The sequence below is a fragment of the Thiovibrio frasassiensis genome (assembly GCF_029607905.1).
Classification (GTDB): domain Bacteria; phylum Desulfobacterota; class Desulfobulbia; order Desulfobulbales; family Desulfurivibrionaceae; genus Thiovibrio; species Thiovibrio frasassiensis.
Map to the genome: position 1 here is coordinate 1,861,419 of NZ_JAPHEH010000001.1, position 12,282 is coordinate 1,873,700.

Genomic DNA, 12,282 nt, shown 5'->3' on the forward strand with positions numbered 1-12,282 from the left:
TCAGGTGTAGCCCCCGCAGTAAAAAATGAGTTGCAGGTCTTTCAGTTTGGCATCCCCGGGCAGGTAGGCAGCGCCGGTTTCACTCATCACGTTATCAGGGATGGAAATGGCCGTGGGAAGATGGCCTTCATGGTAACGCGGTGCCGGCCGGGAGTCGATCAGCACGTACTTGCCCTCATCCGGACCCATGGCAATGAGTTTGGCCACCTCATCGGACTTCATTTCCTTCACGCCTTCGGGCAGGCTGGCCAGCTTTGGTTTGATGGTGGTGGCATATTTTTCATCCCCCCGCATTTCAAACTGAATGACCGCGGCTTCGCCTTCGTCCGCATGCTCAAGCCCGGTGGTTTTGTCATCGAACTTCAGGAATTCTGTTTTGCCCTTCACCTCAATGGAGATGGTTTTGGCCTTGTTGGATTTCCCGCTAACCTTACCGGCAAGGCTGTTGGTCTTCTGGGCGGCTTGCGGGGCAGGATCCGCGGCAAAAGCAGGGGGGCCGGTGAGGCTCGGGCCGCTTACCAGAAGCCCCGTAACGAGAAGAAACGGAAGCCATTTTCGTAACTGCTTGTTTTGCATGATTGTTCTCCTTGCAGATGTGATGGTTGCTCTTTTATGGCGCTTTTCGTGTTCGGTTGTAGTGGTTTTCTTTCTGGGGGGAGCCTCTCTTGTGAAGAGAGTTGCTCCAGGGCATTGTGTACGCTCCGGAGCAGGGTTTGCGGTTCAAAAGGTTTGGTTATGCAACCCAGGCAGCCGTGATTTTTGAAGGCGTCGAGCGTTTTATCGCAGAGCTCTTCCGCCAGGACCAGATAGGGGGTTGTAATATCGTTGGCAGACAGGCTCTGCATGAAGAGGCGGCACACTTCTTCCGTGCCCGTATCGAGATCTGCGATGAACAGATCGATGGACAAAGGGGTATTGTGCAACCCTTTGAGCATGGTCAATGCTTCTTCCGTGGTATCGGTAAGCTGGACACGGTAATCGGCCTGTTTGAGCATCAGGCCGAGGCTGTGTTGCAGGTTGGGTTTGCGTTCGGCGAGAAGGATGTGTCGTGTTCTCATGCGCTCGGTGGTGTAAAGTTATTTTGCGGTGAAACTCCGTTGTTTATGCTGTTCTGTTTATAAAGCAAGATGGATGCCAAGGGCGATCATGTGTGAGTAACTGTCTGTAATGTTATGGGAAAGTTCTTGGTGTGGGGGGGTGGTGTTTCAGCTAGGGGTGCAAGGAGGTTTGCGGAAGGAGGGGCGATGCTGGGGGGCTGACTGTTTTCTGCTCGGCGTTTAGATCTCCCGATCCGCCTGTTTGAGCCGCCAGTTGAGAGCCTGCCGGGTGATGCCGAGCATTTCCGCGGCAATGGTTTGATTGCCGTTGGCCCGGTTCAGCGCCTCCAGGACCAGAAGATAGCTCGCCTCCTTGATGGAAGGGAGCTGGGGAAGATCGCTGAATGGGGTCTGGGTTTGCGGAACTTTTTTGACTTCCCCGTCCAGATGGGGTCGCCTGAGGCGAAGGTAATCCTTAAAGGAGTCCATGGACAGAGTGCGATTCTTGTGGGTGCTCACGGCGTCAAAAATCATGTTTTGCAGTTCCCGAATATTGCCGGGAAAATCATAGGTGCCCAGCAGGGAGATGAGTTCCTTGGGAAAGGCAGGTTTTTTCTTATTGAGCCGGGCTGCCCCCTCTTCGAAGAAAAGATCGACCAGCAGGGGAAGGTCATCGAGTCTTTCCCGTAGGGGGGGAATATGGATGCGGTGGGCGTGGAGCCGGTAGTAGAGATCCTTACGAAAGGTTCCCTCTGTCTGCATCTCCTGGAGATTTTGGTGGGTGGCGAAGATCATTCGACAGTCGGTGCGTTTGGGAAGGTCCGAGCCCAAAGGCAGGTATTCCCTTTCCTGAAGAAGACGGAGCAGTTTTGTTTGCGAGAGCAGGGAGAGGTCGCCGATTTCGTCGAGAAACAGGGTGCCGCCCGTTGCCTGTTCGATGAGTCCTCGCCGGGTTTGATCGGCCCCGGTGAAAGCCCCCTTCTTGTGGCCGAACAGGGTGTCGGCGAACATGGTGTCGTCAAGACCCGCCGCGTTGAGCGGGACAAATTCGCCCTTCCGCTTGCTGAGCGCATGCAGGGCTTGGGCGATGAGCTCCTTGCCCACCCCGGTTTCCCCGGAGATCAGTACCGGTTCGCTGGTGTTGGCGATGGATTCCATGTACTGGAAGATTGAGCGCATCCCCTTATTGTGGGTGGCGATCCGGCTGAACGCCTCGGGATGATCGAGTTTGTCTTTGAGAAAATGCTCCTTGAGCAGGTCGTTTTCCTGGCGCAATCGGCTTAAATCAACGGCCCGTTGTACCCCGGCGATGAGGCGGGTCTCCTCGCTGACCTTGGTGTAGTAATCGAAGGCCCCGAGTTTCATGCATTGCACAGCGGTATCCACCAGATCGAGGCCGGTGATGATGATCACCGGAATCTGCGGATGTTCGCGGACGATTTCCGGCAGCAGCGTTTCCCCGGAGAGGTGGGGCATGGTAAGGTCAAGAACGATTACCCCCACCTCCTCGCTGGCGAGAATCTCCATTACCTTGCGGCTGTCGGCGCAGCAGCGGATATTGCTTAAGCCCACGGAGCGCAGGGTTAGGCTGAAGCTGTGCAGCCAGGCCTCCTCATCATCGACCAACAGGATGGGGCTCACCGGGGAAAGCTGTTTATCCATGAAAAAAGCTCCTATAATTTCAGGCTGGCGCGGGGCAAAGCTGAGTCGGTGCCTAGCCTACCTTGCCTGAGTGATTTTGTCACCCATCTCTTCCCGCCAGGCGGGGAAGGAGAGGGTGGCGGTGGTGCCCGCCGCCGGGGATGAACTGAAGGACAGTCGCCCCTGATGTTCCTTGATGATTCCGGCCGAAACGGAGAGCCCCAGGCCGGTGCCGCCGTAAGAACGCTTGGTGGTGAAAAACGGATCTGTGATCTGGTTGATGATTTGCGGAGGAATTCCCGTGCCTTCATCGTGAACGCACACCTCTACTTCATCGCTGTTTGCATTATAATGCGAGGTGATGGTGATGGCGCCCTCCGGGCTGGTCAGGGCTTCGCAGCTATTCTGGATCAGGTTAATCAGCACCTGTTCCAGCCGTTGTCGGTTCCCCCGGATGGGAGGCAAGTCCGGAGCAAGTTCGGTGCTGAAATTCCGGGTGGCGTTCTTGATTTTGTTGTGGTTGAGGCGTATCGCCGCCTTGGCGATCGTGTTGATCTCCACCGGTTCCATGTGGCGGGTGGTGTCCTGCCGGGCATAATCCTTGAGGTCATGGACGATATTTTTGATGCGCCTGGCGCTTTCTTCCAACTCGAGAAAAAGGCGGGGGATTTGTTCGCACATCTCGCTGTACTGAAGGCCGGCAATAAGAAAGTCGCCATTTTCCTGGTAGTATTCATCGAGGATGGGCTTGGCGCTTTCCCAGGCCTTAAAGAGCATGGAGGTGTTCAGCATGGCGATGCTGTTGGGGTTGTTGATCTCATGGGCCACGCCGGAGATGAGCACGCCCAGCGAGATCATCTTGTCCGCCTGGACCAGTTGCTGTTGCTGGAGCTTGGTTTCGTCCTCTGCCCGCCTGCGTTCGGTGATGTCCCGGATGATCCAGATGGAGTTCCACCGGTCCTTGACCCGCGCCTCGGAGAGCGAAAGCTCAATGGGCAGTTCCGTGCCGTCCTTGCGTTTGGTGATCAGCTCGATGGTCTCGCGGATGGGGCCGTCGCTCACCGGTTTTTCTTCCATCGCGCCCCGTTGCCCGGATTCGGAAAGGCGGGGGGAGATCAGGGTGTGGATCGGATTGCCCAGGGCTTCGCTGGCGGAAAAACCGAAGATCTCGGCAGCGGCTTCGTTCCAGTAGGAGATATTGCCGCGGTGGTCCATCATGGCGATGGCGTCCTGGGCCGAGGCGGTGAGGTTTCTGAATTTGTCCTCGCTTTGCCGCAGGTCGGCCTCCGCCTCCTGTTGCTTGGTCCTGGTGATCGCATAATGGCGGGCCAGGGTGGTGAGCTCTTCCGCTAGATTGACCACCTCGCGGGGGCCGGTCCAGCTGAATTGCACGTTCTCCTCTCCCTTGTTTAAAATGGAGTCCAGCCCGGTGAGGATCGCATCCTTGATCCGGTCGATCTTTTTGGCCATGGCATTGGCAATGAGCGAAACGACTATGGCGATGCAGAGCACGATGCCGGCAATGTTGTAGATCAGGGAAAGCTTCCATTCCCTGGCCGCGCTGCGGTCCACCGGAGAGCCGAGCCACAAGGGTGGAGGGAGATGATCATTGAAAATGAGCGGCAGCCAAGTAAGGCTGAGGCCGGTACTGTTCTCCCAGACAAAGGGGAGGTTCTCCGCCATCAGGGGGGCAAGAGCGGGGATGAGTCCAAGGATATTGGCGCCCGAGGCAATGGGATGGTCAGGGTCCAGTTGCGGGAAGGAGGCGGGGGCATGGATAATGGCGCCGCTTGGGGTTGCCCAGCAGGCATTGCCATGGGTGTCGAGGAACAAAGCTGGGGAGATCTCCATGACCACCACGCCCGCTACAGCGCCATCCCTGTCGGGGATCGGGGTTGCCAGGCTGAGGAGGCTGGCCCCGGGATAGCGTTGATCCTCGCTCAGGAGGGCATCGACCTCGGAAACCTTGAGCCTCAGCCCCTTCTGGAACAGGGGTGGAGGGGGGGGGGCATCCGCCCCTTCGGCAGTGGCTGCTTCCAGCAGGGAGTCTGCGACCGGCGGCAGTGAGTCTGCGACCGGCGGCAGGGAGCTGGTCTTGCGGCGGAGGTGGACCCGTTGCTTGCCCGAGCCATCAAATAGGCGAACCCCGAGGATCATCTTTTCTGTTTGCATCTGGCCGATAAGTAGCCCCGCCAGTCGCTGGCAATCGGCAGAATCCAAGGAGGCTGGGTCGAGGCCGGCGCTTGCCGGGGTGGCTGCGGCCTGGAGCAGGCTTTTTTTGATACATTTTACCCTGGCATTGAGGGAGACAAAGCTGCTTTCCGCTCCGGCGGCGGTCCGTTTTTTCTCCACCGTTTCATGCTGGTTGATGTGCGAGCGGAGATTGACCCCGACCAGGGTGAGGATGGGCAGGATGCCAAGGGCAAGGAGGATGATGAAAATGATGGTCCGCAGTTTCATGGGATGCCTTGGCTGATGTTCTTGTTGCCTAAAGGACGCTGCTCTGTTTTTCTGGTGAAGTAAGAGTTCTTCAACGGAGGGATAGTAGCATGAAAGACATTTTGATTGCAATCACCGGGATGGATCTGGATTTTGCCACGGCCAGAAATATGGCCAAAATCATCGCCCAACAAGAGAATGGCGAAACCGATTGCCTCGCTTGGTTGGATGCCCGCCGCAATAGCCATTCACCTGGCAGCGCGCAGTGCGAGATCAAGGGGCGGCCGGGGTGGGAGGTGTACGGCGAGAGCCACGGCGGCAGGGTGAAGATTAGCTTTAACCTTGGGGAGTATGTTTTCATCCAAAGCTGAGAGGCTATTCCCCTGCACCCATTCTCTCGCTGAGCGCCCGGCGAAAGAGGATCCGTTTCGCCTCCCAGGGGGCTTCGCAAAACGGGATTTTTCTGCCGGGTGTGCTGCCTTGTACCCGGTAGCACCAGAAGCCGTTGGCAACCCGCATCACCCGGCTGACGCTGTGCGGGGGCAAACGGGCAAGCTCCCGGTCCTGAGGGTTGAGCGGGTCGAGAAAGCGGGGGGCAAGCAGGCCGCCCATGCTTTTGCTGCTGTCCTGGGAGATCTCTCGGGCCACCGTGGCCAGTTCTTCCCCAGCCAACAGCCGCTGGCATCCCTTTTCGCAGAGTTTTTCCTGTTCTTGCCGGCGGGCTGGGCTGTCCAAGGGGCTGGCATAGCGGAAGATTCCCCCCAGGTCAAGGTTCTCCGGCAGAGTGATTGCCCAGGTTTTGAGCAGTTTGAGCGTTTGGGGGATGGCCTGCTCTCTGGCTTGCGCATATTCCTCTAACCGGAGGGCGAGTTTGGCTTCCAGATCTCTCGGTGGGCCAGCTCCGCCCAGCCCCTTGCGGACGATGGCCTGCAGGCTTTGCAGGTTCGGAGGCGCGAATGTGGGCGGCGCGGTGCGGAGCGGTTTCTCCCGGTCGTGTTCAGCTCTTGCCGTGTTCCGTCGGGGAGCGCGCACCGATTCCACCCAGGGTGCCGCGGTTGATTTTTTCAGGATATGTCCCAGGCTGAAGAGGGCGACCCCGTCATAGCCGTATTCTCCGGCGATCCGCGCTTCATCGCCGAGTCCTTCCTTTCCCTTGCTTAAAGCGCCCAGCCCGGCCCAGAGGGCAACCTTGGGGGGGCGGGGAGTGTTTAGGGTAATCTCCCGGAGCTGATTGGCCACCCGGTCGCTCTCCCCGAAATAGGCCATGGGGTACAGGGCGTCAACAAGCCCTTCTCCTGCCCAGGCCTGCCATTCCTGACCGTTTTCCAGGTAGGCCCCGGAGGGTTCGGGAAAGACGGCGGCTGACAGGGAAATGGTTGTATCGCCGTGCTGGTCGAGCGCGTGGCGGACCTCTCGGAGCAGCTGCGTTACTTGCCCTGCCCGAAACTCGTTCCAGAAAAGGGCGGCCATGGTCAGGATCCGGTCTGCCGGCGGTTGTGTTCCGGCAAGCCAGGCGTTTATGGACTCGGTATTGAGGTGCTCCGGCAGCAGCCTGGGGTCAACCCCCCAGACCCGGGCAAATTTGTCGGCCAGCGCGTCGCTTTTTCCATAGCCAGCGCCGGGGTAGCGGATGAAGTCCAGATGGATCCCCGCCACCGGATAGCGGGTCAACAGTTCCTTGACCGCTTGGATAAAAAGGGCGCGGTATTCCGCGGAGGCCGGATCGGCATAGCTGCCTTCGATCCAGCCCAGCCGTTTTTCCTGTTCGGAGTAGCTGGATACCGGCCTCCCGGTGTTGTCGGTGAGGATCCACGGCTGGCTCGGGTGGCCGGGATGCTCGGCACTGTCCGGCGGGGTGGTGTCGCCCCAGAGATAATAGGTGTTGAGCCAGGCATGGAGGGGCAGGGGTGCGCAGTCTCCGAGCAGCTGTCCGAGCGGGTCGAAATCGGCCGGGGCCTGGGCCAGGTTTTCGGCCCGGGGCGCGATTTCACTTTGGTACATGGCGTCACCCCTCCCCCGGACCTGTACCAGCAGCTGGTCAAATCCCGCTTGCTTCGCCTCGCTGCACACCGAGGCCGCCTTTTCCGGGGTGTCCAGATCGAAGCGGGTGACCCAGGCCGAGGTTTGCAGCCGTGGGGCACAGGCTGCGACCAGAAGCAGGAGGGCCAGGGATGGGAGCAGGGCGCGCGGGAAACAGAACGGTTTTCGGCTGGGCATGCGCGTTTCTCTTCTTGGCATCCTGGTTGACCTTTTGGCACCGGGATGGTACTTTGCTCGATCGTTTTTATACTCTATGGCAAGGGCATGGTTTCTCCGTATTGTTACAGCCCAGCCTTCAGATTGCACCAGGAAAAAGATGATGACCGATCAGAAAAAATTTCCCGAAGGTATGCAGCCCCTTGGCGACTCCTTGTTTCCGTTTGCCTGTCATCCCGAGGTTCCCTGTTTTACCCGCTGCTGCCGCAAGCTCACCCTTTTTCTCTACCCCTACGATATTATCCGTTTGAAAAAAAGGCTGGGCATCACCTCGGAGGAGTTTCTCAATACCTATGGTGGGGTGGTCCAGGGGAGCAATCCGCTTTTTCCCTCCGTTGTCATGCGGATGCGGGAGGACGAGGAAGGCAGCTGTCCTTTTCTCGACCCCGAGCGGGGCTGTCTTGTGTATGAGGATCGACCCTCCGCCTGTCGTAGCTACCCCCTGGAGCGGGCCGTTGACCGCAACCCCGAGCGCGGCCAGCCCCGGGCTTATTATTTCATCACCAATCATTCTTATTGCCTGGGCCATAAGGAGCAGAAGGAGTGGACGGTCAAGGAATGGCTCCGCGACCAGAATCTGGTCTATTACAACGCCATGGACGACCAATGGGCCGAGATGGACACCCTTTTTGCCTCAAACCCATGGCAGGGCGAGGGCGCGGCCGGACCCAAGCAGCAGTTGGCCTTCATGGTCTGCTACAATCTCGACCGCTTCCGGCAGTATGTGGCCGAGCATAATATGCTCAATGTCTACCGGCTGGATAAGGCGCGCAAACGGCTGATCGAAACCGATGACGAGGCGTTGCTCACCTTCGGCTACGACTGGCTCAAGCTGGTGCTTGTTAACAAGCCCACCCTCCAGTTGAAGCGTTAGGCCCCCCCTCTCTTTCCCTTGCCTTCCTGCGGGACACCTCCGTGCATAGCAGACTTGCCAACCTCCGCGCCTATCTTCCCGCCCTTGCATTTTTCGGCGGTTTTCTGTGGGATGCGCTCACCATCGGCCGTTCGGTGGGGCCAACGGATCTCTGGATCCTCTCCGGCTATCTTGTCGGCGCGGCCGCCATCCTCTGGTGGCTGGGGCATCGGCATCACGCCCAAGCAATGGCCGTCTCCGAAGGCGACGCCGCTCCGGCCTCTGGTCGCTCCATCTGGTGGGAACGCGCCCCGCTCCTGCTGCTGCAGTTCCTCTTCGGGGGGCTGTTCAGCGCGCTGTTTATCCTCTACTTCAAGAGCTCCAGCCACCTGACCGCCATGCTGTGGTCCTTGGGCCTCGGCGGCTTGCTGGTTGCCAACGAATTTATTGACGACAAGTACCACCGATTCACCCTCACCTGGGCTCTGTTCGGGTTGTGTTCCATGTTGTTGTTCAACTTTGTCCTGCCTTTTATGGTCGGCAGCATCAGTATGGTCTGGTTTTATCTCAGCACCCTGGCCGGGGCCGGGCTCACCCATTGGCTGCGCAAAAATACCCGGGGCTGCCCCGGGCGGGCGGCGCCGATCTGGATCATCGCCGGGATGCTGGCTGTGGCCTATCCCCTGGATCTTATCCCGCCGGTCCCTTTGGTGAAGCGCGATATCGAGGTGGGGCGAAATTTTGCGCGTGTGGGGGATGAGTATCGTCTCACCCTGGAAAAGGCTTCCTGGTGGGTGTTCTGGCGGGAGTTGTCCGGCGAGGTCCATCTTGCCCCGGGCGAGCGGCTGTACTGTGTCTCCTCGGTCTTCGCCCCGGGCGGCTTGAGCACCCGTCTCTATCACCGCTGGGAGCATTACGAACCCATCCGCGGTTGGGTCACCGTTTCCCGCAAGGGGTTTGGCCTGTTCGGTGGCCGCAACGGCGGCTTTCGCGGCTACACCTATAAGCAGGAGGTGCCGTCCGGGCAATGGCGGGTGGCGGTGGAAACCGAGAATGGCCGCACGGTGGTTGTCCATGCCTTTACCGTGGTGACCGATGTGCCGGTTGAGCCGGAGAGCGAGACGGTGCGGGGGTTGTGAACCTGCTTTTTTTCCGGTCGCTACAGTTGCATCTAACAATCTCAAATGCCATTGCCCCCTCTTGCTCTCCCAAGCACATGTAAAGACACACCTGTGAAGATCATTACGCCCACCTAACAATTTAGTGCCCCCCCCCTGCTGGCGATATGGTTTTGAATGGTAGCAAAATTCGCCCGCCCTACTCTTTAATCTCGACGATCATACATAGTGCTACGTATCTATTTGAAAATTCAGATAAATATTTTTCACGAATGATTTTTTGTCTTGACAATGAACTGGATTTTCCCGCATCCTAGCAAAGCTAAATCCTAACTATAAAAATACATTTGTATTCCGGATAAATTAATATAAAGAGGGGGGTCTCTTTGTTTAACTTACGGTTTTTACGGTGAGTATTGTCCTGCGGAATAATCCGCTCCGCCTAAAAAAAACGAATCTGACTTGCTCTGATAATTTGTTAGTAAAGCCATCGTTCGGTCAAATCGAAAAATTTTCCATTCCTTCTCTTTTGGATAAAAAAAGAAAGTTCTTTTTGCACAGGCTTGTCCCTCAGAATGTGAATTTTTTTTGTTATCATGCTGGGCGTGTAAAGTGCTTCCTGTTTGGTTTCGTAAAACCCCAGATAGTCAGGCAGGCATTACGCTGCATACTGCTGATATTTGTCATTGCCTCAATGTCGGCGGAAGAGACTTGGTCACAAACAGTTTCGCCAACAGACGCGGCCAATCAGGAATTCCTGCGCCAGCAAGAACGTGAGCGTGTCTTGCGCCAGCAACTGGAGCAACGTCCTGATGTGCGATTACCTATTCCAATCGTTCCTGATTTAAATCGACTGCCTCTGGATGAATCGCCCTGCTTCGCAATTCAGCAAATTGTGTTGGAGGGGGATGCCTCCGAAAAATTTCAGTGGGCGTTGGCCGCAGCAAACAAAACAGAAGATAATCAGGATGATGTCGCCTTTGGCCGCTGTTTGGGTACGCGCGGCATCAATCTGGTGATGCGCCGGGTGCAAAATGCCTTGGTAAATCGTGGGTATGTTACTGCCCGAGTTTTGGCTGAACCACAAAACCTGAGTCTCGGCACGCTCAAACTGACCCTGATTCCAGGCCGTCTTCGTAGTATCCGTTTTGCGCCAGGGACCAGTGCACGGGCCACACAATGGAATGCAGTACCTGCCAGTCCGGGTGATTTGCTCAATCTGCGCGATATCGAACAAGCGTTGGAGAATTTCAAACGGGTGCCAACCGCTGAAGCGGACATTGAGATCACACCCGCCGAGGGGCCGGATGCGCAACCGGGTGAGAGCGATCTGGTCATCCAATGGAAACAAGGCGTTCCCCTGCGCTTGAGTGTTTTTGCCGACGACTCCGGGGCCAAGGCAACGGGGAAATACCAAGGCGGAACGACGCTCTCCTTTGATCATTTGTTGACATTGAATGACCAAGCCTACCTGAGTTTCAATCATGATCTGGAGGGTGACGGTTCCGACCCGCAGGGTACGCACGGGTTTACCGCCTACTACTCACTGCCCTTCGGCTATTGGCTGCTCGGCTTCACCACCAGCAGCAATCGCTATTACCAAACAGTGGTGGGTGTCAATCAAGATTATGTCTACAGCGGCGAAAGCCGCAATAGCGACATCAAGCTGTCGCGTCTCGTTTACCGCGATGCCGTACGTAAAACCACGCTTTCTTTGAGTGGTTGGAAGCGCTCCTCCCAAAACTATATCGACGACACTGAAGTGGAAGTGCAACGTCGGCGCATGGCCGGGTGGGAAGCTGGTATTGCGCATCGGGAATTCATCGGTGCTGCCACCCTCGATTTGAACGCCAAATATCGCCGGGGTACGGGCGCCTTGAATGCTTTGCCCGCACCGGAAGAACCCTTCGACGAAGGTACATCCCGGCCTAAAATCGTCATGGCCGATGCGCAGTTGAATGTCCCCTTTGTTGTTGGTGCGCAACACCTCCGCTACACCGGCACTTGGCGTGCGCAGTGGAATCATACGCCCTTGGTGCCGCAAGACCGGTTTGCCATCGGCGGGCGCTACACCGTGCGTGGGTTTGATGGGGAAAATTTGCTTTCAGCCGACCGGGGTTGGTTGATTCGCAATGACCTGGGATTGGCGCTGTGGGAAACGGGTCAAGATCTGTATCTAGGGATTGATTACGGAGAAGTGGCTGGACCGAGTAGCGAGTACTTGATCGGCACCCGTTTGACTGGAGGAATATTGGGCCTGCGGGGTGGTTACAAGGGGCTGGCCTATGACATGTTTATCGGGCAGCCGCTGAACAAACCCGATGGCTTCAGTTCGGTTGCCGGTGTTGTAGGCTTCAATGTCAATTGGTCCTTTTAAAGGAGAAGCTATGCGTTTCAACACACCTACCCCTTTGGATATTATCGCTCCCGGCTTGATTGAGGAAAGTTGGACTGAGGCAGAGGTGTTCGGCAGTGCTGTTTGGTTGTGGATGCACTCTTCGTCCCATCGTGAACGGCCCCTGCATACCCTGTCGGCAGTGTTGTTGCCTGCTCTCAAACAGAGGCAGTTCATCCTGGCTTCCGAAGCAGGCAGGCCGGTGTTTTATCTGGCCTGGGCCAACTTGAGCCCGGAAGCGGAGCAGCGTTATTTGCAACAGCATCCCGTTTGCATGCCGGAGAGCGATTGGAACAGCGGCGAACGCATGTGGATACTAGACTGGGTCGCGCCCTTCGGACATACCCGAATCATGCACCGATTGCTCAAACGGCAATTGTTTGCCGATCGTTGTGCTCGCTCCCTCGACCACCGTGGAGATGAACGAGGTTTGAAGATCAAAACCTTTCGTGGCATGTCTGTTCCGCGCGAAGAAGCGCAAGCCCGGTTGCAACAACCTTTTGTGCATTCCCTGTGATGGTTGATTCCATCATTTTTCATTCA

10 protein-coding genes are annotated in these 12,282 nt (G+C 57.1%); 5 read left to right on the top strand and 5 right to left on the bottom strand.

Annotated elements, in window-relative coordinates; genetic code table 11:
* The 4 genes from OLX77_RS08810 to OLX77_RS08825 form a co-directional block, all read right to left on the bottom strand.
* On the bottom strand, positions 1-576 hold the full coding sequence (locus OLX77_RS08810; protein ID WP_307633227.1) for a rhodanese-like domain-containing protein: 576 nt from the start codon (positions 574-576) through the stop codon (positions 1-3).
* A complete protein-coding gene (locus OLX77_RS08815; RefSeq protein WP_307633228.1) occupies positions 516-1,058 on the bottom strand; it encodes a response regulator in 543 nt (180 codons plus the stop codon). Before OLX77_RS08815 ends, OLX77_RS08810 begins: the two co-directional genes overlap by 61 nt.
* Positions 1,059-1,277: 219 nt before the next feature.
* Complete coding sequence (locus OLX77_RS08820) at positions 1,278-2,699, bottom strand: sigma-54-dependent transcriptional regulator (protein ID WP_307633229.1); 1,422 nt, start codon at positions 2,697-2,699, stop codon at positions 1,278-1,280.
* A gap of 57 nt (positions 2,700-2,756) precedes the next feature.
* Complete coding sequence (locus OLX77_RS08825; RefSeq protein WP_307633230.1) at positions 2,757-5,138, bottom strand: two-component system sensor histidine kinase NtrB; 2,382 nt, start codon at positions 5,136-5,138, stop codon at positions 2,757-2,759.
* An 89-nt stretch (positions 5,139-5,227) separates the two neighbouring features.
* Here OLX77_RS08825 and OLX77_RS08830 point away from each other — a divergent pair, with 89 nt between their 5' ends.
* Positions 5,228-5,488 carry an AF1514 family protein gene (locus OLX77_RS08830; RefSeq protein ID WP_307633231.1) on the top strand — a complete coding sequence of 87 codons (261 nt, stop codon included), beginning with the start codon at positions 5,228-5,230 and terminating at the stop codon, positions 5,486-5,488.
* Between the two features lie 4 nt (positions 5,489-5,492).
* Here OLX77_RS08830 and OLX77_RS08835 read toward each other — a convergent pair whose 3' ends face one another.
* A complete protein-coding gene (locus OLX77_RS08835) occupies positions 5,493-7,334 on the bottom strand; it encodes a family 10 glycosylhydrolase (protein ID WP_307633232.1) in 1,842 nt (613 codons plus the stop codon).
* Between the two features lie 139 nt (positions 7,335-7,473).
* On the opposite strand from OLX77_RS08835, the gene OLX77_RS08840 reads away from it, so the two are divergent.
* From OLX77_RS08840 to OLX77_RS08855, 4 genes are all read left to right on the top strand, one after another.
* Complete coding sequence (locus OLX77_RS08840) at positions 7,474-8,247, top strand: YkgJ family cysteine cluster protein (protein ID WP_307633233.1); 774 nt, start codon at positions 7,474-7,476, stop codon at positions 8,245-8,247.
* A gap of 41 nt (positions 8,248-8,288) precedes the next feature.
* Positions 8,289-9,365, top strand: coding sequence for a DUF2914 domain-containing protein (locus tag OLX77_RS08845; protein WP_307633234.1), 1,077 nt, complete (start codon positions 8,289-8,291; stop codon positions 9,363-9,365).
* A 673-nt stretch (positions 9,366-10,038) separates the two neighbouring features.
* Positions 10,039-11,721: a ShlB/FhaC/HecB family hemolysin secretion/activation protein gene (locus tag OLX77_RS08850; RefSeq protein WP_371877506.1), complete on the top strand. Its 1,683-nt coding sequence runs from the start codon at positions 10,039-10,041 to the stop codon at positions 11,719-11,721.
* A 10-nt stretch (positions 11,722-11,731) separates the two neighbouring features.
* Positions 11,732-12,256, top strand: coding sequence for a toxin-activating lysine-acyltransferase (locus OLX77_RS08855; protein ID WP_307633236.1), 525 nt, complete (start codon positions 11,732-11,734; stop codon positions 12,254-12,256).
* Positions 12,257-12,282 lie beyond the last annotated feature (26 nt).

Excerpts from the sequence above, each read along its gene's own strand:
- OLX77_RS08810 (WP_307633227.1), bottom strand. The coding sequence starts at position 576 with ATGCAAAACAAGCAGTTACGAAAATGGCTTCCGTTTCTTCTCGTTACG.
- OLX77_RS08815 (WP_307633228.1), bottom strand. The coding sequence starts at position 1,058 with ATGAGAACACGACACATCCTTCTCGCCGAACGCAAACCCAACCTGCAA.
- OLX77_RS08820 (WP_307633229.1), bottom strand. The coding sequence starts at position 2,699 with ATGGATAAACAGCTTTCCCCGGTGAGCCCCATCCTGTTGGTCGATGAT.
- OLX77_RS08825 (WP_307633230.1), bottom strand. The coding sequence starts at position 5,138 with ATGAAACTGCGGACCATCATTTTCATCATCCTCCTTGCCCTTGGCATC.
- OLX77_RS08830 (WP_307633231.1), top strand. The coding sequence starts at position 5,228 with ATGAAAGACATTTTGATTGCAATCACCGGGATGGATCTGGATTTTGCC.
- OLX77_RS08835 (WP_307633232.1), bottom strand. The coding sequence starts at position 7,334 with ATGCCCAGCCGAAAACCGTTCTGTTTCCCGCGCGCCCTGCTCCCATCC.
- OLX77_RS08840 (WP_307633233.1), top strand. The coding sequence starts at position 7,474 with ATGATGACCGATCAGAAAAAATTTCCCGAAGGTATGCAGCCCCTTGGC.
- OLX77_RS08850 (WP_371877506.1), top strand. The coding sequence starts at position 10,039 with ATGTCGGCGGAAGAGACTTGGTCACAAACAGTTTCGCCAACAGACGCG.
- OLX77_RS08855 (WP_307633236.1), top strand. The coding sequence starts at position 11,732 with ATGCGTTTCAACACACCTACCCCTTTGGATATTATCGCTCCCGGCTTG.